This window comes from Bernardetia aquimarina (assembly GCF_042180575.1).
Taxonomy (GTDB): domain Bacteria; phylum Bacteroidota; class Bacteroidia; order Cytophagales; family Bernardetiaceae; genus Bernardetia.
Genome location: NZ_CP170094.1, coordinates 2,352,462 through 2,373,336, shown reverse-complemented (window position 1 = coordinate 2,373,336; position 20,875 = coordinate 2,352,462). Strand labels below are relative to the sequence as shown.

The 20,875-nt window shown below is 31.5% G+C and carries 17 protein-coding genes; 12 read left to right on the top strand and 5 right to left on the bottom strand.

Features of this window, described 5'->3' with window-relative positions:
- The first annotated feature begins 225 nt into the window (after nt 1-225).
- The 5 genes from der to ACE193_RS10050 all read left to right on the top strand — a co-directional run bounded on the left by der (nt 226) and on the right by ACE193_RS10050 (nt 5,289).
- Nucleotides 226-1,533, top strand: coding sequence for a ribosome biogenesis GTPase Der (gene der / locus ACE193_RS10070; RefSeq protein WP_375562844.1), 1,308 nt, complete (start codon nt 226-228; stop codon nt 1,531-1,533).
- A 164-nt stretch (nt 1,534-1,697) separates the two neighbouring features.
- Nucleotides 1,698-3,266 carry an acyl-CoA carboxylase subunit beta gene (locus ACE193_RS10065; protein WP_375562843.1) on the top strand — a complete coding sequence of 523 codons (1,569 nt, stop codon included), beginning with the start codon at nt 1,698-1,700 and terminating at the stop codon, nt 3,264-3,266.
- A 102-nt stretch (nt 3,267-3,368) separates the two neighbouring features.
- Nucleotides 3,369-3,629, top strand: a complete 261-nt coding sequence (locus ACE193_RS10060) for a hypothetical protein (protein ID WP_375562842.1) — start codon at nt 3,369-3,371, stop codon at nt 3,627-3,629.
- Nucleotides 3,630-3,657: 28 nt separating this feature from the next.
- On the top strand, nt 3,658-4,125 hold the full coding sequence (locus ACE193_RS10055; protein ID WP_375562841.1) for a type II toxin-antitoxin system VapC family toxin: 468 nt from the start codon (nt 3,658-3,660) through the stop codon (nt 4,123-4,125).
- 225 nt (nt 4,126-4,350) lie between these two features.
- A complete protein-coding gene (locus ACE193_RS10050; RefSeq protein WP_375562840.1) occupies nt 4,351-5,289 on the top strand; it encodes a DNA-methyltransferase in 939 nt (312 codons plus the stop codon).
- 165 nt (nt 5,290-5,454) lie between these two features.
- On the opposite strand, the gene ACE193_RS10045 is transcribed toward ACE193_RS10050, so the two are convergent.
- On the bottom strand, nt 5,455-6,642 hold the full coding sequence (locus ACE193_RS10045; RefSeq protein WP_375560648.1) for an ISL3 family transposase: 1,188 nt from the start codon (nt 6,640-6,642) through the stop codon (nt 5,455-5,457).
- 11 nt (nt 6,643-6,653) lie between these two features.
- Between ACE193_RS10045 and ACE193_RS10040 the strand changes: the two genes are divergently transcribed.
- The 3 genes from ACE193_RS10040 (at nt 6,654) to ACE193_RS10030 (ending at nt 9,751) form a co-directional block, all read left to right on the top strand.
- A complete protein-coding gene (locus ACE193_RS10040) occupies nt 6,654-6,947 on the top strand; it encodes a type II toxin-antitoxin system PemK/MazF family toxin (protein ID WP_375563354.1) in 294 nt (97 codons plus the stop codon).
- A gap of 44 nt (nt 6,948-6,991) precedes the next feature.
- Complete coding sequence (locus tag ACE193_RS10035; RefSeq protein ID WP_375562839.1) at nt 6,992-7,459, top strand: hypothetical protein; 468 nt, start codon at nt 6,992-6,994, stop codon at nt 7,457-7,459.
- A 78-nt stretch (nt 7,460-7,537) separates the two neighbouring features.
- Entirely contained in the window at nt 7,538-9,751 is a 2,214-nt protein-coding gene (locus tag ACE193_RS10030; RefSeq protein WP_375562838.1) for a ComEC/Rec2 family competence protein, read from the top strand.
- Between the two features lie 34 nt (nt 9,752-9,785).
- On the opposite strand, the gene ACE193_RS10025 is transcribed toward ACE193_RS10030, so the two are convergent.
- The 3 genes from ACE193_RS10025 to ACE193_RS10015 form a co-directional block, all read right to left on the bottom strand.
- A complete protein-coding gene (locus ACE193_RS10025) occupies nt 9,786-10,907 on the bottom strand; it encodes a transposase (RefSeq protein ID WP_375559008.1) in 1,122 nt (373 codons plus the stop codon).
- Nucleotides 10,908-11,221: 314 nt separating this feature from the next.
- Nucleotides 11,222-11,968, bottom strand: a complete 747-nt coding sequence (locus ACE193_RS10020) for a polyprenol monophosphomannose synthase (protein WP_375562837.1) — start codon at nt 11,966-11,968, stop codon at nt 11,222-11,224.
- A gap of 189 nt (nt 11,969-12,157) precedes the next feature.
- Entirely contained in the window at nt 12,158-12,364 is a 207-nt protein-coding gene (locus ACE193_RS10015; protein WP_375562836.1) for a hypothetical protein, read from the bottom strand.
- 122 nt (nt 12,365-12,486) lie between these two features.
- Between ACE193_RS10015 and ACE193_RS10010 the strand changes: the two genes are divergently transcribed.
- Nucleotides 12,487-12,762 (top strand): cytochrome b5 domain-containing protein, encoded by a 276-nt coding sequence (locus ACE193_RS10010; protein WP_375562835.1) that lies wholly within the window; start codon nt 12,487-12,489, stop codon nt 12,760-12,762.
- Between the two features lie 27 nt (nt 12,763-12,789).
- Here the strand turns inward: ACE193_RS10010 and ACE193_RS10005 are convergent, their stop codons facing one another.
- Nucleotides 12,790-13,029, bottom strand: a complete 240-nt coding sequence (locus ACE193_RS10005; protein WP_375562834.1) for a hypothetical protein — start codon at nt 13,027-13,029, stop codon at nt 12,790-12,792.
- A 233-nt stretch (nt 13,030-13,262) separates the two neighbouring features.
- Between ACE193_RS10005 and ACE193_RS10000 the strand changes: the two genes are divergently transcribed.
- From ACE193_RS10000 to ACE193_RS09990, 3 genes are all read left to right on the top strand, one after another.
- Nucleotides 13,263-14,246, top strand: a complete 984-nt coding sequence (locus ACE193_RS10000; protein WP_375562833.1) for an NAD(P)-dependent oxidoreductase — start codon at nt 13,263-13,265, stop codon at nt 14,244-14,246.
- Nucleotides 14,247-14,394: 148 nt separating this feature from the next.
- Nucleotides 14,395-17,343, top strand: coding sequence for a tetratricopeptide repeat protein (locus tag ACE193_RS09995; protein WP_375562832.1), 2,949 nt, complete (start codon nt 14,395-14,397; stop codon nt 17,341-17,343).
- Nucleotides 17,344-17,695: 352 nt separating this feature from the next.
- The gene (locus ACE193_RS09990) at nt 17,696-20,875 is read left to right on the top strand and encodes a DUF2723 domain-containing protein (RefSeq protein ID WP_375562831.1); all 3,180 of its coding nucleotides are present in this window, start codon (nt 17,696-17,698) and stop codon (nt 20,873-20,875) included.

Here is a 20,875-nt window from a genome sequence, read left to right as displayed (position 1 = left end):
CCATTTTATTAGTCGATTTGCGCTTGCTATTTTATAAAATTGTATATAAAATCAAAATATTGAGGATTTTTTTAAAAAAACAAGTAAACTATTTCCCAAACACTACTCAATCAATTTTAGAAGTCCAAAAGAGTTATGTAATTTTGTAGATTAATAGAAAAAGTAAAAACCAAAGGTTGGTTTTAGGTAAAAAATAGGAAATTAACTTTCCTTAAAAAATAAATTATGTCAAATATTGTAGCCATCGTAGGACGACCAAATGTCGGTAAATCTACTCTTTTTAATCGTTTAGTTGAAGCAAGAAAAGCCATCATGCATGATGAAAGTGGCGTTACTAGAGATAGGCATTACGGACAAAGTGAATGGAACGGCAAATTTTTTACAGTCATCGATACAGGTGGTTATGTTGTTGGTTCAGAAGATGTTTTTGAAAAAGCCATAAGAGAACAAGTAGAAATTGCTATGGAAGAAGCCAGTGTAATTTTATTTATGGTTGATACACACGTCGGAGTTAGTCCTCTTGATGAAGAATTTGTAAAAGTATTAAGACGTTCAAAAAAACCTCTTTATTTAGTAGCAAATAAAGTAGAAACCTTTGAACACAGAACAAGCGCATCCGAGTTTTATAATTTAGGAATTGGCGAACTATATTGTGTTTCTTCTCAAACAGGAACAGGAACAGGTGATTTATTAGACGAAGTAGTCAAAAATTTTGAAGAAGTAGGAGAAGAAAATCCAAACGAAGGATTGCCAAAAATAGCTATTTTAGGTCGCCCAAATGTTGGTAAATCTTCATTTTTGAATATCCTTTTAGGAGAAGAAAGAACAATCGTCTCAGATGTTTCGGGTACGACAAGAGATTCTATCGATACACATTACAAAGCCTACGGACAAGAGTTTATCTTGACTGATACAGCAGGGATGCGAAGAAAAGCAAAAGTAAAAGAAAATATCGAATTTTATTCAGTGATGCGTTCTTTGAAGGCGTTGGATGATTGTGATGTTTCTATCATTATGGTGGATGCCACTCAAAAGCTAGAAGGACAAGATTTGACTTTAATACGTTTGGCAGTAGAAAGACACAAAGGAGTTGTTATTATTGCCAATAAATGGGATTTGGTAGAAAAAGATTCCAAAACGGCACATGAATATACATTAGAAATGCAGGAAAGACTGGGAACAGCTTCTTGGATTCCAATTATTTTTACTTCAATGCTAACCAAACAACGAGTTTTTCAAAGTATAGAAAAAGCGATTGAAGTGTATGAAAAAAGAAGTGCAAAAATTTCTACTTCAAAACTCAATAATGTATTATTACCAGATATTAAAAGAACGCCACCACCTGTTCATCGTGGAAAAAATATTTCTATCAAATACATTACGCAACTTCAAGGAAGTGCACCTTTGTTTGCTTTCTTTACCAATTATCCTCAACACGTTCAAGAATCTTACAGACGATTTTTGGAAAACAAAATACGTGACCATTTTGGTTTTGAAGGTGTGCCGATTCGTATTGTTTTTAAAGAAAAGTAGTATTAGAATTACGAATTACGAATTACGAATTACGAATTTGATTTTTATATAAATAGTCTTTTTATAATTCTTTATTATTATGTATTTATCCTATTAATCATAAAAAATCACTCGCTAATTCTACCAAAAAGTCATTAAGAATTTTAAAAATATAAAACAAACACATGAGCCAACAAAACCCATACAACGGAAATACTCCAAACGAAGTCTTAGACCGAAAAAATGCAGAAGCAATGCTCGGTGGTGGACAAAATCGTATTGATGCACAACACAAAAGAGGAAAACTAACAGCTAGAGAACGCATAGAGCTACTTTTAGATGAAGGTTCTTTTGAAGAAATTAGACGTTTTGTGACGCACCGAGCCAAAGATTTTGGATTAGACAAACAACATTATTTGGGCGATAGTGTCGTTACTGGTTATGGAACGGTAAGTGGGCGTTTGATTTATGTTTTTTCGCAAGATTTTACTGTTTTTGGTGGTTCACTTTCAGAAGTACATGCCGAAAAAGTTTGTAAATTGATGGATTTGGCAATGAAAAACGGTGCGCCTATTATTGGTCTAAATGACTCTGGTGGTGCAAGGATTCAAGAAGGTGTTGTTTCGTTGGCTGGTTATGCAGATATTTTTTATAGAAATACAAGAGCATCAGGCGTAATTCCTCAACTTTCTGCCATTATGGGACCTTGTGCTGGTGGTGCTGTTTATTCTCCTGCCATTACAGATTTTATTATGATGGTAGAAAATACCTCGTATATGTTCGTAACGGGACCAAATGTCGTCAAAACGGTTACGCATGAAGAAGTTACTGCCGAAGAATTAGGAGGAGCAAGTACGCACAGTACAAAAAGTGGTGTAGCTCATTTTTCGTGTGCAAACGAAGTTCAATGTATTGAAAATTTGAAAAAACTTATCTCTTATATTCCTCAAAACTGCGAAGAAATTGCGCCAGTTTATCCTTATGAACCAAAAGACGACGAACTCCGTCCTGTTTTGAATGACATTGTTCCTGAAGATGCCAATAAGCCGTATGATATGCGTGAAATTATTGAAGGAACGATAGATGAAGATAGCTTTTTAGAAGTACATAAAAATTATGCTGAAAATATCTTAGTTGGTTTTGGTAGAATTGGTGGACGTAGTATCGGAATTGTAGGGAATCAGCCTTCAAATTTAGCAGGTTGTTTGACGATTGATGCAAGTAAAAAAGCAGCTCGTTTTGTTCGTTTTTGTGATGCTTTTAATATTCCATTGCTTGTTTTTGTAGATGTTCCAGGATTTTTACCAGGGACAGACCAAGAATGGAATGGGGTAATTACTGACGGTGCAAAACTCTTATATGCTTTTAGTGAGGCAACTGTTCCACGTATTACGGTCATTACTCGCAAGGCTTACGGAGGTGCGTATGACGTAATGAACTCAAAACACATTGGCGCAGATATGAATTATGCTTATCCAAATGCAGAGATTGCCGTAATGGGAGCAAAAGGAGCAGCCGAAATTATCTTCAAAAATGAAATTAAAGCAGCCGAAAATCCTGCTGAAAAGCTAAAAGAAAAAGAAGACGAATACAACCGAAAATTTGCTAATCCGTATCGTGCAGCGCATAGAGGTTATATTGATGAAGTGATTTTGCCAGAACAAACACGTCAAAAATTACTTCGTGCCTTCAAAATGCTAGAAAATAAAGTAGATTCTTTGCCAAGGAAAAAGCATGGGAATTTGCCTTTGTAGTAATTTTATAAGTTGTTGATGTAGTCAATATCAACAACTTATATAACCCAATTATCATTTACGTCGTTCTTTAAATAAAAAAGGAATAAAAACTGAACATCTATGATACAGGAACGAAAATATAATCTTATACAGCAAATTGTTCTGTTACAAAATGAACGATTACTAGCTCAATTAGAAGCCCAAATGGGTCAGCAAGATATATGGGATAAGGTAGTACGACCTATGAGAAAAGAAATTAGCGTTGAAACTTTAATTAAAGAACAAAATTATAAGCCTATTTCTAAGCAGAGTTTTTTTGAACAAGCAAATGCCATTCAAATTACAGAACCATTAGATGAGCTTTTAGAAATGCTAGACTAATCTAATCCAATATTATAAATATATTTAAGTGAAAAATTATATTCTTGATACAAATATTCTACTGACTTACATTCGAAATACGACAATAACGCAAAGGTTAGAGGAAGATTTAGATTTGTTTTCAAGTGAGAATAATTTACTTATTTCTGTTGTTTCTTTGGGAGAAATAAAATCTATTGCTTATCGCAACAAATGGGGTAAGAACAAATTAGAACAACTAGCTAAACTACTAGATAATTTTTTGGTTGCAGATATAAATGTTACAGAAATTGTAGAAACCTTTGCAAAACTAGAAGCATATAGTCAAGGGATTTTGAGGGAATGGGAAGGCAAAAAATCGTCTTTTTCTGCTAGAAATATGGGGAAACACGATTTGTGGATTGCAGCTACTGCAAAAATTTTAAATCTTACTTTAATTACCACAGATAAAGACTTTGAACATCTTTCTGAAATAATAGATATTGTAACTGTAGATTTGAATAATTATAAATCTTAAACCCAAAAAAACTCTCTATATTTCTTTTGGAAAGGTAGAGAGGTCTTTTTAATACGTTTCTAGTTCAAGATTTTATCTTGGACTAGATGGGGACTTCATGAAATTTATCTAAAAACCTGTAACGCTATTTCAGGACGAGACAATATATCCTAATTTAAAGCCTTTTAAAAGATATAAAGAATAGTTTAGAGTAAGTTCATACAACCATCAATGATATTTATAAAAATGCCTCAACTCCACAATAAAAGTTCACACCAACTAAAAGAAATAGAAGATAATTCTATCGATGCCCTTATTACTGACCCTCCGTATGGTATTTCTTACCAAAAAAATGAGTGGGATAAGAGTTTGCCAAATAAAAAAGTATGGAAAAATAGTTTCAAAAAAATGAAATTTGGTAGTTTTGGATTAGTTTTTAGTTCGGTTAGGCTGATGCATCGACTTATGGTTGATTTAGAAGATAGTGGTTTTTTGATAAAAGATGTTTTATTTTGGTCGTATCTCAATGGAATGCCTAAAAGCAGAAATGTCGGACTTTCAGTAGATAAAGAACTAGGTGTAGAAAGTGAAAAAATAGGAGAGTATAAATACGTACAAGGCTACAAAAAAGACGGAGCAGAAAGTTATAAAACAGATAAACATCACAAATTATCCCCAAGTTCTGAACTAGGAAAAAAATATGATGGCGCAGGACTAGGACTCAAGCCTGCTTATGAACCTATTATTTTGATTCAAAAACCAATTGAAGAAGGATTAAAAGTAGCTCAAAATGTTATAAAATATGGAACAGGTGCTTTAAATTTTGAAGAAACTAGGATTCCTTTCCAAGAGAATGAAGGCAAAGTAGGACACAATCCTCATGAAAAAGGAAGGATTCCTGCAAATATTATCCGAACAGATGCTTTTGAAGATGGTTATGATAAGTTTTTTTTAGTGCCAAAGGTAAGACAAAAGAAAGATGATTTTAATTTTCATCCGACTCTAAAGCCTGTTGAACTGATGCAGCATTTAGTAAAACTAATTACTTTTGAAGCCCAAACTGTTTTAGACCCTTTTATGGGAAGTGGTTCTACTGGAGTAGCTTGTATGGAGTTGAAAAGAGATTTTGTAGGTTATGAACTTGATAAAGAGTACTTTGAAATAGCAAAAAAGAGAATGCTTTGAAAAAAACTAGATTATTTTGAATAATAATATTTTTTGTGTAGTTATGTTGTAATTATGATTCAATTCAATCATCAAAAATGAAACAATACGATATAGTCATTGTAAATTTGAACCCAACAAAGGGTAGTGAAATAAAAAAAATAGGCTCTTCCGACAATTTAGCGATTATATAAATTTGACTATCATTCTGGCTCTCAAATTTTGAAAGTTTCTAAAGCCATATACATTCCTTTTGATGGTCTTAATTTTATTATTAACTCCCTCTACAATTCCGTTAGAACACCTAGTTTCAAAGTAATTAATAATATAATTTTTCCAAGAATTAAATGTACCTATAAATCTATTCAAAGCTGTATGATTTATTTTTTGAGCTGCTTCTATCCATTGATCTAGTAATTTCTGAGCTTCTTGTCTACTTAAATCAGTATTAAATATATTTTGTAATTCTACTTTTATAAAATAAACTTCTCTAAGCACAGAACTAAACCTAAATGCTTTCAGTAAAATTCGTTTTTCTTTAGCAGTAAGGTCTTTCCAAGCCTTGTATAAAAGCCATTTAATTTGCTTGAAATGCACATTTTTAGCATCTTTTCGTCGCAATTCTTTACGAATTTTATCTAGTACTTTGTTACAGTGTTGAAAAAAATGAAAGCGATCTATTACTACATCAGCATGAGGAAATACTTCTTTTGCTGTAGTGGAAAATCCCTCCCACATATCACAAGAAAATACTTCAATACCATTACAAAAAGCCTCTCCTTTAGCTAAAAAATAACTCTTTAAATACTCTTTATTGCGATATTCTAAAATATCCCAAACCAAACCTGTGTCTAAATCTACCAAAACTACAGCATACTCTTTTTTTCCTTTTTTATAGGCAAATTCATCAATACCTAAACGTTTGGGGAAGTAATCTAAGTGTTCGTCTATTTCACGTTGACTGTATCGTTTAAAAATACCGTTTAAAACATCCCAAAGTATGTTTTCTCGGATAGCAACCTCCTTGAAACTACTGTCTTTCAAACATAAATAAAGATATTTTTCCAAACGATGCGTTTGGTTTTTATGCTTAGATACAAAACTAAAGACTTCTTGAAAATAACGACCACAATCTTCACAATGAAATTGACGAGAAGTTAAGTGTAAAAAAACTTCTTTATCTAAAATATTTCGGTCACGAATAATACGTTCCGAAGTAGAAGTTACTTTTTTGCACTTTTTTAAGCAGTGCGGACACATAGATTCTTCCAAATTACTTTCTCCATAAATAGTCAAACGCTCTTTAGAAGACTCTATTTCTGTTACTGAAAAATCTGAAAATCCTAATAATAGTTCTATTGTAGTAGTATCCATAGGAAAGCTAAATTACAAAATTATCGCTAAATTGTCGGAAGAGCCAAAAAATACGACCTTGTGTAATCATTTCTCCAAATGATAGTAATGAGCTTTTAGAAACTCTAATTGTTTGTCCAATTACTTCAAAACGCAGAAAATACCCTACTAGAATTAATTTTAAGCTAAAAGGAAAGAAAAACTCTATTGCCATTGACCAAATTAGAACAGTCGATGAGAGTAGAATCGTAAAAAAAGTAGGAAGACTAAGAAAAAAGACAATCAAAAAAGTTAAGAGAGTTTTGAAAGAAACTTTGGTAGATTGAATAATAATTTTCCAGTTATCAAAAATATTCCATAATTTTAAGATATGAAAATTAAAATAATTATATATCTTTTTTTGTTTTTATTTCCTATTACAATTCTTTCTTGTTCTAGTCAATCCACCTATTGCAATGAGCGTTTTGAGTATTGTTTGGATTATCCTGCTGCTTTTGAGCCGTTTGGAAGTTCGAAGAGTAATGATGGACAGATTTTTTATATTGATGGTGGAAAAATAGAACTCTTAGTTTGGGGTAGCGTAAACGGACAAAATAGAACCTTACAAGAGGAAAAAGAATATATTTCTCAAAGTCGAAAGGTAGAATATCAAACCCTCAATGACAAAATCAAACCTAATTTCTTTGTGATTTCTGGATTTGAGAATGGAAAAGTATATTATCTGCGTACAGAAAAAACGCCGACTGGTTTTCGTTCTTTTGAAATTCGTTATCCAAAAGAAGAAAAAAAAACGTATGATAAATTTGTAGAAAAAATTAGTTTTCAAGAAAAAAAATAAAAATCCTCGTTGACGGTTTCATTTGAACCTCAACGACGGTTGTAATTTAAAATAAACTCCAAATCCTAATAATAAACTATGAATCCACGAGACAAACCTCTTTTTCGCTGGGATTCGTACCCACTTATACGCCCTGTTTTGGCGTTGATTATTGGGATTTTAATAGGCGAATATTCTCAAATTGGTTTAGCTTTTTCACTGGGAATTTTAGCTACTTTTTCGGTGGCTTATTTGGGACTTCATTTTTTATTGAGAGCTACTGCAAAAACTCATTTTTCTTGGTTTCATTTACTGACTTTAATGACCGTTTTTGTAGGAATGGGAATGTCTTTGGTTTCGCATGTAGAGCCAAAAGAACGCCCTTTACACCTAAAAAACAACAAAAAAACAGTTTTAGCTTATCAAGGAAAAATCGTTTCAGAGATTCAAGAACGTGAAAAATCGTATAAATTTGAATTTGAAATAGAAAAAATCCGTACTGAAAAAACGTGGCAACTTGCAGAAGGAAAAGTATTGGTTTATCTCAAAAAAAATGAATTTCTAAACGATACAAGTTTCATAAATAATACCGACAAGGTTTATAATTTTGGCGATGAACTATTGATAAAAGGTGTTCCTATTCTGACCAATCCACCCGAAAATCCGTCTTCTTTTGACTATCAAAAATACTTAAAATACCATTATATTTGGCATCAAGATTTTATCAATTCGTATGATGTTGTTTTAGTAAATAATCAAAATAAATCTGAATCTCAAAGTAACTTAACACTTCTACAAGAATTTCGTAGAAAAGCGATTGATTTTCGGATGTATTCGGATAGTATTTTGAGAGAAACGATGCCTTCAAAACAGAGTTATGGTGTAGCAAGCGCACTTTTTTTAGGAATCAGAGATGGTCTTGATAATGAAGTACAAAATGCTTATCGTTCTGCTGGTGCAACCCATGTTTTGGCTGTTTCGGGATTGCATGTGGGTATTTTGAGTTGGTTAATCGCTTTTATATTTGGATTTTTGAAGAAAGATAAAAGAACGAAATACCTTTATTTGTTTCTGATTTTGAGCGTTTTGTTTGGTTATGCTTTTCTTACAGGGCTTTCTCCTTCTGTGCTGCGTGCTTCGGTGATGTTTGCGATTATTCAGATTGGTCAGACGTTTAGCAAGCGTTCAAATATTTATAATAACTTGGCTCTTTCTGCACTTATTTTGCTGATTGCTAGTCCGTATATGCTTTTTGAAGTTGGTTTTCAGCTTTCTTATTTAGCTGTTTTGGGAATTGTACTTATTCAACCCAAGTTAGCAAAAGTTTATACTCCTCCTAACAAAATTATCAAGTATTTTTGGGAGTTACTGACCGTTTCGATAGCTGCACAACTTATTACTTTTCCAATCTGTCTGTATTATTTTCATCAATTTCCTACTTATTTTTGGCTTTCAGGATTTGTAGTTATTCCTGCTGCGATTGTGATTTTGTGTGGTGCAATAGCTGTGATTTTGTCTAGTTTTTTGAGTATGACAATCAGTTCTTTTTTAGGAATAGCTTTGTCATTTATTATACAAGCTGTCAATTATTTAGTTTTTGGGATAGAAAAACTGCCTGTTTCAGTTTTGGAGAATATCCGAATTAATTTTGCTGAAAGTATGCTTTTATATGCGCTTTTGATAGGTTTATTCTGGTTTTTTGTTTTGCCAAGAAGGATTTTCTTATACTTTTCTCTGCTGTGTAGTTTACTGTTTTTTGGAGTAAATTTATACAAAAATATAGATGCAGAAAATCAAAAACGACTGGTTTTTTATCAGATAAGAAAAGGTTTTGCTCTTAGTTTGCAAGAAGGAAGAAGAAGTGTTACACTTTTAGATTCGGCAAGTTTTTATAATAAAGAAGCTCAAAGTTATTGGCTTACTGGAGATTTGCTTTCAAATGGAAAAATAGAAAATAGCCTTATTAACTTGGATTCTGTTTATCAAGAAGAAGTAAAAAGTGAAATAGTACAAATTCGTGATTGGAATGGAGGAAAAATCATTCTTTGGAACAATAAAACGATTTTGTTGTGGAATAAAAGGCTGAAAAAAGAAACGAAATTTCTCCCCAAATTAGACAATATAGAAATAGTTTGGATAAGCAATAATCCGATTTATACCTTAGCAGAACTCAAAAACATTAAAATGAAGTATATAGTTTTTGACGATACCAATTATAGCTCAAGAATAAAATTACTTTCCAATGAAGCCAAAGTCAATAAAATTCAGACTGTAATTTTGAAAAATGGAGCTTTTCAGAAAGAGTATGAATAAGTAGTAAGACATACAGTACTGGACATGTGTTAATTTAGGTTGTATTTTGAGTTTTAGATTTTTGCACTAATTGGGTTATTATTTTTAATATTTTGTCTATAGAAGTAGCATAAAATACTACTTTTCCATATCCGATTCTAAAAACAGACTCGTAAAAGGATTCATTGTCTTTTTTTACTCTTTGTTTTGTTTTTACTCCTTCTAAGATACAGAGTAAAAAAGATGCAATTACTAATGCCATTAGAACACGAATTTTTCTTGGGTTTACCATTCCTAACTCCTCTAAATGAAATCCATTTGTTTTCAAATGTCTAAATAAACACTCTATTTTCCATCTGAGATAATAGATAGCACTAATTTTCTCCTTTGTTAAACGATATTTGTTGGTTAATAAAATGACAAACTTTTCACTTTCTTTTGCTGCTTGAGCATTATAAGAAATCACTATTTTTAGTTTTTTTGCAAAGTCAGTTTCAAATTCTTGGCTTACTAGTTTGCCTGATTTAGCTTTTTTAAGTAAGCTGTGGTATTTTTTAACTTCTAATTGATAATCTCCCTTACAAAGACGAATAATGTAAGTATATCCTTGTTCTTCTAAATACCTAAACCAAACTCTACCTTTATACTCTCTATCAGCTAAAATTGTAAATCTTTTTAAAAAAGGATATAACAATAAAGCCGATGCTAATAAACTTTTACGATGAGCAACAGTAGAACTACCTTTTCGTTCTAAATTGATCCAAAAAATAGGAATAGCCATTTTTCTATAAATAACACTTAAGACCAAAACATGATAGGTATATTCCCCTAATTGCCAAACACTACCATCCATAGCTAGATAGAAAATTTCTTTTTTTATGTCTTTTCTATTCAAAAAAGAGCCTATACTAAAAACTAGAATCAGCTTCCATAGTGTTTTTTGAACATAGACATCCAAAAAATAACGAGTAAGCCGTTTATAATGAGAATCAATTTGAACAGTAGGAGAATTTAAAAAAATACCTACTTGATTTTTTAATTTGTTTAGATTAACAGTTTCTTTTATCAGAATACAGCTAATAAGCAACAAAGTAGCGTGAACATAATGGATAGGAATATCTGAAAATTCCTTTGTATATTTGTTCAGCAGGACGGAATAGAGTTTTTTGGTTTTCACACTTCTAAATTAACTCTTTCTGTCCTTTTTTTGTCAAAAATTTAACTCATGTCCAGTACTATAAGTAAGACATTATTAGCAAGTGATTTTTATGATAATTACAGGATAATACAATAAAAATTAAATAAGTATTAAAACGATATTATTATTTTTGTTTGTATTTATATTAAATTTCATCTTAAAACCGATAGCTCGGCGAAGCCAAATTATATAAATCACTCGCTAATCAGTTATATGTATTATTAATTTTTTATAACTACTTAATAGGTTTTAATTTGTATTTACTTCTAACTTCTTAAATCTGACTTCTGACTTTATCTATTATATTTCTTAAAAAAACTATTAATTTTCATTTGAACAACCCCCCAAAAAGCCTCTTTAAATATCCCTGACGACATTTTTGATGTTCCTTTTGTTCGGTCTGTAAAAATAATAGGAACTTCGCCCACCATAAAACCGTATTTCCAAGCTGTAAATTTCATTTCTATTTGAAAGGCATAACCGACAAATTTTATAGTATCCAAATTTATCGTTTCCAAAACCTCTCTGCGATAACATTTAAAGCCAGCCGTTGCATCGTGAATAGGCATTCCTGTAACTGTTCTGACATAAATACTAGCAAAATAAGACATCAAAACTCGGCTCATAGGCCAGTTTACGACATTTACACCTTGCACATAACGAGAACCAATCGCTACATCATTTCTAATTCCCTCTTCATTTTCTGTGGCACAAGAATTATAAAGACGAACTAAATCTTTTGGGTTGTGCGAAAAGTCGGCATCCATTTCAAAAATGAATTGATAATCGTGTTGCAAAGCCCACTTAAAACCGTGAATATAGGCTGTTCCTAAGCCTAGCTTGCCTTTGCGCTCTTCGATATGAAGAGAATCAATAAATTCTTTTTGAAGTTCTTTAACTTTCAAAGCTGTTCCGTCTGGCGAACCGTCGTCAATAATGAGGACGTGAAACGGAAGTTCCAACGAAAATACGGCACGAATAATAGCTTCGATGTTTTCGATTTCGTTGTAGGTCGGTATAATTACAATGCGTTCTTTCACGGTTCAAAAATACATACAATTATTTTACTCACAATAAAAGAAATATAAATTTTGAGAAGATTTAGTAATTTTGCGAGTCATTTTATAAAATTTATAGATTTTCTGTTTCTAGTAATAAAGTGTTGCTTAATTAAAATAACCATTCCTGTATAATAGAAATGGTTTTTGAGTTGTTAGTATTTTTTACTTTTATGAAATTTCTTTCTCTTTGTATCTTGTTATTCCTTTTGGCAAATCATCTAATAATTTCTCGGCTGCTAGTTCGTCTTTTTTGCGTTGTTTTTTTTCTATATATTTTTTGAAAAACTCAAACTCACTCCAATCTTGCATCATAAAAAGCAAAACTAAAAGCGAACTAAGTAAGGCTACTTCCCAAATAAAAATAATTGCGCCCATTTCAAATAATTGATAATTTTGAAGTTGAGTGTAGAGATGATTATAATCTACAAGTTTTTTCTCTTAAAAATGTTTCTTAATTTACACAAAATTGTATTGATAAAAAAATACTAATGAAGTTTATGGCTACTGATTTATCTCCTTTAGAAAAGGAAAACCTACCTTTTTATACTAAATCTCAACTTGCTCTTCAAAATGGACAAGACCGTTCAGAAATTTGGTGTGCATATAAAAACTTAATTTATGATGTTTCTAGTTCTAGGCTATGGTTAAAGGGAAAACATTATCAGCATTGGGCAGGGCAAGACCTTACAGCAGAACTTCAAAATGATGCTCCTCATAATGAAAATGTTTTCGATAAATTTGAGGTAGTGGGCATACTAGTAGAAAGTAAATAGATATATTTAATCTCGTATTAAAACTTTTTAGTCAAAAATTTTAGCCAACTCTTTTTCTATTTTACTGAGTTTGCTCAAAATTTTTGTATCATCAGGAGTATCATTATTGTACTCTGTCGGTCGTATGCCATTTAAAAAAAGACGTGATTCAATTACATTGCGAATCAATTCATCTTCTTGTGCATAGGTCGTGATGATTTTATCAATAAAAGTACGAATACTTCCTTGATTTGGATTATTAGCAGACTGTTCTTCTGTATAACACATATAATTTAGATTTAAAAAGGAAAAGTCTAGGGTAAATTTAGGATAAATTTTAAAATTAAAGTAGATTTATTTAATAGATTTCTCAGCTAAAAATTAATATTAATTTATTAAATTTTCACTTATTTAACAAATGACAGGCTTTTTGAAAAAGTTACATTTGTAGTTGTTATAACAAAATTATTTTCTATTATCTCAAAAAAAGCACCAATATTAAAAATAAAATTTAATTTTTTATGAAAAAAATACTAAAAGTACTTATTGCAGACAAACTACATGACTCTTTTAAATTTCACTTTTTAAATAATAAAATAGAATATACTTATGCTTTTGACTGGAAAGATAGCGATATTCTAAATCAAATACAAAATTTTGATGGTTTAATCCTAAGAAGTAGGTTTGCTATTGATGATAATTTTTTAAATTACACTAAAGGGTTAATTTTTATAGCTCGTGTAGGTTCGGGTACAGACGGAATAGACAAAAAATTGCTTGCTAAAAAAGACATCACTTTACTTACTGCTCCTGAAGGAAACCGAAATGCTGTTACTGAACATACTCTAGGATTGATGTTTTCAGTATTGAATAATTTTAAGAAGGCACAGCATCAACTATCTAATTTTGAATGGGAAAGGGAAGCCAACAGAGGAACAGAATTAGCAGGAAAAACAGTTGGAATAATAGGTTATGGAAATGTAGGCAGACTACTTTCTCAAAAGCTGCATGCTTTAGGTTGTGAAGTTTTGGCATTCGATAAAAGAAATAAAATACAAGATAGCTTTGCAAAAATTGTTACTTTAGAAGAATTGAAAGAAAAGGCTAGTCTTGTATCGATTCATATTCCATTAGATGATGAAATAAACGGAGAAAATGGGAATTTTTACTTTGCTGATGATGATTTCTTTTCCACTTTTAAGCATCCTATTTTTTTTTTTAATACCTCAAGGGGAGAAGTTGTAGATACAGATTCACTTTTAAAACACTTGAAGAATGGGCAACTAAAGGGAGTTGGTTTGGATGTCTTGGAAAATGAAAAATTAAAAAACTTTACAGACTTGCAAAAAGAGCAATTTGAAGAATTGATTGCTATGGAAAATGTAATTTTGACACCTCATGTGGCTGGCTGGACGTTTGAATCTTACGAAAATCTCAATAAAGTCTTGGGGCAGAAAATAAGTGAGTTTGTAGAAGATTATTACGCTCAAAAGAAAAATAAATAAAGCCATGTCCTAACTTTATAATTTGTTGGTGTCTATTTTGCTAAATTTATTAAAAGAGATACTAAAGTTTTTTTATAAATTAGAGCTTAAAAATAAATAGAAGTATTTTTAAATAATTATGTTTTTATTGTAATCTATTCAACTTCTAATGAAATATGTAATACTTTTGCTAATTCTGTTTCAAAGCACACATTATTTGTATGCTCAAGAAAATAATGAAATACAAGTAGATAGCCTTGATGCTTTTACTTGGAAAGAATTGGATAGTATTGGAAATAATTTTCTGAAAAAATCTAATTATGCAGAAGCTCTTATTTTTTTAGAAAAAGGATTAGAAGTAGCTCAAAATCAATTTGGCAAACAAGACACACTCTACGCTACGGCAGCCTACGATTTAGCAATGGTGTATCGGATACAAGGCTTGTATGAAAAAGCTGAACCACTTTATATTCAATCAAAAAATATTAGAGCGACTGTTTTAGGAAAAGAAAATAGTGATTATGCAGCCTCTTGTAATATTTTGGGGATTTTGTATCACAGCCAAGGATTATATGAAAAAGCTGAATCCTTGTATATAGAGGCAAAATCAATTCGTGAAAAACTATTTGGAAAAGAGAGTATGGATTATGCAGCAAGTAATAATAATCTTGCTTTATTGTATTTTGATAAAGGAAAGTATGAAAAATCCGAACTGGCGTATATAGAATCCAAAGAAGTTGTCAAAAAAAATCTAGGAGAAGAACACCGATATTATACTGTTTTGGTAAATAATTTAGCATTACTTTATCTCAAGCAAGGACTGCATAAAAAAGCAGAGCCATTATTTTTGGAAGTACATAAAATAAGGCAAAAAACAGTAGGTAAAAAACACTTTGATTATGCTACTTCGTGTAATAATCTAGCTAATTTATATAGTTCGCTATCAGAATATGAAAAAGCTGAATCACTTTATTTGGAGGCAAAAAAAATAAAAGAAGAAATCTTAGGAGTAGAACATCCTTCTTATGCCAGTACCTGTGATAATTTGGCAAATCTTTATGTCAAACAAAGAGTTTATCAAAAGGCTAAACCTCTTTATATAGAAGCCAAAAAAATAAGAGAACAGGTTTTGAGTAAAAAACATCCTTTGTATGCCAAATCGTGTCAAAATTTAGCTAGTTTTTATAAAATAATAAAAGAATATGACAAGGCAGAACCATTATATATTGAAGCCAAAAACATTCGTGAAATGGTTTTGGGAAAAGAAAATCCTGATTATGCTAATTCTTGTGCTAACTTAGCCAGTTTTTATAAGGAAATAAAAGAGTATAAAAAAGCAGCACCTTTATATGAAGAGGCTACAATGCTAAAAACAAACCAGTTAAAATTAATTTTTCCTATTTTGTCAGAAGATGAAAAAGAACAGTATAGTATTAGTTTCAAAAAGTATATCTATGATTTTACAGATTTTGCAATTTTATATCATAATCACAATCCAAAACATTCTATTTTAGATGATTTGGTCAACCTTCAGTTATTTTCTAAAGGTATTTTGTTTTCTTCTACTCAAAAAATGCAGAATCAAATTTTGGCAAGTAAAGATACAACGCTGATAAATTTGTTTGAAAAATGGAAAAAAGAACGTACAAACTACTCTAAGGCGATAGAATTACCTTTAGAAATAAGAAAAAAAGAAAAGATAGATTTAGCTAAAATGGAACTTCAAATCAATGAAATGGAAAGAGAACTCTCCAAAAAATCTAGCTTAATAAATCAACCTTTGCATAATCAAATTCATGACTTAAAAACCATTCAAACAGCATTAGATAAAAAAGAAGTTTTGGTTGATATGATTCGTTACGAAAACTCTAGTACAAATGTAGAAAAAGAGAGTAAAGTAAGTTATGCAGCTCTAATTATTCCTTCCAACAAATCTAAATCTTCTCAAGTAAAAGTGGTGGTTTTAGAAAAGGGAAATGAATTGGAAAAAACAGAATTTTATTATTATACAAATACGACGATTTTTGAGTTAGATAACCAAGATTCATATAATTTTTATTGGAAACCAATCAATGAGGAACTTCTAAAAATAAATCCAAAAGGATTTAATAAAATTTATTTTTCTCCTGACGGAATTTATCACAAAATAAGTCTGCAAAGCCTTTATAATACTCAAACAGAAGATTATTTGATAGAAGAACAACCTATCGAAATTTTGGCAAGTAGTACAGATGTCGTTATAAAAAATAAAAAGCCTTTAAAATTATCTTTAGAATTAAATTTGTCTTCCAAAGTAGAAGCTAAAAAACAAACGCAAGTTTATATTTTTGGTTATCCTACGTATGATATTCGCCCTAATATAAAACCTAAAGATTTTACCAAAAGCACAACACGAGGCATACAAACAGATTCTATAAAAACACCAATATTAAAAAATGAAGTTTCTGAGTATAACGGTTTGCAACGTATTATTGGGCATCAAAAATCAGTTACTATTTTAGAGGGAACAAAAATTGAAACCTCACAAATCAATGCTTTATTTCAAAAAAAGAAAATACCTACTTTACTTCTTCAAAATGAACAAGCCAACGAACAAAATATAAAAAAACTTCATTCTCCTCCCATTCTTCATATTGCTACACATGGATTTTTTATTGATGAACCCTCTGATTCAGAACTTAAAAACCTACAAGATTCAGAAGACAGAAATTTGCTCAAAAATCCTTTTCTACGAAGTGGACTTTTACTTGCAGGCTGTCAGAATCCTCAATTACAAGGCGATGATGGTATTTTATCTGCTGAAGAGGTAATGAATTTGGATTTGCAAAACACAGAATTAGTCGTCTTGTCGGCCTGTGATACAGGTTTGGGAGATGTGGAGGGAGGAGAGGGTGTTTATGGTTTGCAAAGGGCATTTCGTCAAGCAGGTGCAAAAAATGTTTTGATGTCCCTTTGGAAAGTGGATGATAATGCTACCCAACTGCTCATGAATTATTTTTATACAGCCATATTAAAAGGAAAACCAAAACGAGAAGCCTTACGAATAGCACAACTAGAACTCAAAAAATTATACCCAAATCCGTACTATTGGGGTGCTTTTGTTATTGTGGGAGAGTAAATCAAAGTTAGAAGTTAGATTTCAGAATTAAGAAGTAAATGAAATTAAGATTGGCAAGTAAAACACTCATTTTTTCTAAATTACCATAATTTAATTTCAATTATATACAGTAGTTGCCAAACTTTTATTAATTTCGTGTCTTGAAAAGAAACTTTTATTTAAAACATATTACTCTTATAGAATTGGTTTTAACTGATTACTGGTAATTGTTTACCGATAACTGTAACTTCGTGTCTTGAAAAGAAATTTCTAAAAAAAGTCAGACTACTATTAACTTAATTATCAAAGTATATTTACTGATAATTGATAACTGGTAACTGATAACTGTAAAATACTGATAACTGTAAAAAAAATGGGTTTTAATCGTCTTAATACTATTGTAGGTTGGCTAATCTTTTTGATTGCCACTACTGTTTATGTACTCACTCTTGAAAACACAGCTAGTTTTTGGGATTGTGGAGAATTTATCGCTGTTTCATACAAACTAATGGCTCCTCACCCTCCTGGTGCGCCTTTCTTTTTGCTTGTAGGACGTATTTTTTCTCTCTTTGCTTTAGGAGATGTCTTGGAAGTAGCTTTTTGGATAAATATGCTTTCTGCTCTGTGTAGTAGTTTTTCGATTTTGTTTTTGTTTTGGACAATAACGATGCTTGCTCGTCGTATTGTTCGTCCTACTTTACAAAAAGTAATGGATGCAAAAACTGAAACAGAACTTAAAAAAGGTTTAGATGCACAAGAAAATGATTATACACTGGCTGAAAAAATAATGATTTTGGGTAGTGGTGCTATTGGTGCATTGGCTTATACTTTTTCAGATTCGTTTTGGTTTTCGGCAGCAGAGGCTGAGGTTTATGGAATGTCGTCATTTTTTACAGCGATTGTAGTATGGGCAATTTTCAAATGGGAACGTATTGATGATGAGCGAGACTCTAACCGTTGGCTTATTTTTATTGCTTATTTGGTAGGTCTTTCTATTGGTGTTCACCTTTTGAATTTACTTGCTCTTCCAGCTTTGGCGTATGTTTATTATTTCAAAAAATATAAAACGGAAAGTACATTAGGTTGGATAATGACCTTTTTAGCAGGAACAGGAATTGTAGTTTTGATTACCTACGGTGTTATTCCAGGATTACCTTCTATTGCTGCTAAATTTGAAGTTGCTTTTGTGAATACATTTGGTTTACCGTTTGGTTCAGGGGCATTGTTTTTTGCTATTGCTTTTTTTGCTGCACTTGTTTGGGGAATTTTTTATTCTATCAAAAAACAAAATGTACCTTTAAACACAGCTCTTTTGTCATTTGCTTTTATAATGATAGGATATTCTACCTATTCACTTATTTTGATTCGCTCAAATGCTAATCCTCCTATTGATGAGAATAATCCAGAAGATGTAATGACTTTTGTTTCATATTTAAAACGTGAACAATACGGTGACCGTCCTCTTGTCTATGGAAGAACATTTGCTTCGGAGCGTACAGGACAGGATATTGGAGCTGCTATGTATCGTAAAGGAAATGAAAAGTATGAAGTATATGACCATAAATTTGAAGTTACTTACGACAATAAAGGAAATATGCTTATGCCTCGTGTTTATAGCCAAACAGGTAATCATCCAGAACTTTACAAACAATGGCTAAAATTACAAGATGGAGAAAAACCAAATTTTGCTGATAATATAAACTTCCTCTTTACCTATCAATTCGGACACATGTATTTCCGATATTTTATGTGGAATTTTGCAGGAAGACAAAGTGATGATAAGGAAGCTGGCTGGCTTCATCCGTTTGAAGATTTAGGAAAAGAACTACCAGTAGATTTAGCGACTAATAAAGCAAGAGATAATTTTTATATGTTGCCTCTTATCTTAGGAATTTTAGGATTTATTTTTCAAGCCAATAAAGACCAAAAAGGATGGTGGATTACCTTCTTGATTTTCTTTATTATGGGAATTGGTCTTGTGCTTTACCTCAATTCTCCTCCAGTCGAACCTCGTGAGCGTGATTATGTATATGTAGGTTCGTTTTATGCCTTTTCCATCTGGATAGGTTTGGGAATGCTTGCCATAGCTAATTTCTTGAAAAAATATACTTCTGGAATGGCTGCTTCTAGTGCTGCGTTGGCTGTTGCTTTTATTATTCCTACTATTATGGGTGTAAAAGGTTGGGATAATCACAATCGTACTGGACGTTATTTGTCAGTTGATCAAGCTAGAAATACGTTAGCAGCTTGTGAGCCAAATGCAATTTTATTTACTGGTGGAGATAATGACACATTCCCTCTTTGGTATGTGCAAGACGTGGAAGGTTTCCGTACTGATGTTAGGGTAGCCGTTTTGAGTTACTTTGCGACAGACTGGTATGCTGACCAAATGACAAGCCAAGTAAACGATTCGCCTCCAATTCCAATTTCATTAGAAAGAGAAGATTATATTCAAGGAAAAAATGATTACTTGATGTATATCGGAAATAGAGATGGTTCAGAAGACAAAAATATTAATTCGCCTGTTAATTTAGAATTATATCTTGACCTTCTGAAAAAAGAAGACCCTCAAGTAATGGTTCAGTTACAAGATGGAAGTAGTACAGGAAAACTTCTTTCTAAGAAATTTGCATTAGCTATTGATAAGCAAACTGTTTTGTCAAAAGGATTTATTCCAAAAGGCAAGGAAGATCGTATTGTTGAAAGAATGGAATTTGATATTAAAGGAAATAATATTTATAAAAATGACCTTTTATTATTAGATTTAATTGCGACCAATAAATGGGAACGTCCGATTTATTTCAATCAAACTTCTGCCAATACAATCAATTTTAACTTGAGAGAATATCTTCAAATGGATGGAATGGTGTATCGTCTGATGCCGATTGCTGCACAAAGTAATGGAGATTTGGGAGAAGTTAATTTTGAAGAAATGAAAAAGGCTGTTGATGAGTTCCAATTTAGAGGAATGCAAACAGAAGGCTATTACGACGACGAGTACAAAAAATTCGGAGCGCAATTCCGTCAAGTGTATTTCCGTTTGGCACAAGAATACTTTGAACGTGGAGATAAGAAAATGGCTATTGAAACGATGGATAAAGCCTTCGAACAGTTACCTGTTATGAATGTTCCGTATAGTTATTACGAACCTTATTTTGTTCAACTCTATCACTTAGCAGAAGCAGATGATAAAGCTCTTGCACTTGCAGAAGATATTTCTAGTCGTGCTATGGGTAATCTGAATTTTGTCTATAAAAATAATTTGAATCAATTTAATTATAGTGATTTAGTTCAGCGTAGTAGTATTCAGATGCGTGTTTTGATGTCAGTTTATCGTCAATTAGATGCCATGACAACACAAGAAATTCAGCGTTTGGAAGCCAAAAAATCAATTATGAAAGAAGAAGGAAAAATCGTAGTTGATAATGATGGAAATGATGTAAAATTAGAATTCTCTGATAGCGACCAAACTCGTTTGGATAATCTGAAAAAACGTCAGACAATATTCACAGATGCTATTCAAAAATATAGCGCAGCAGGTGGAATGCAATAA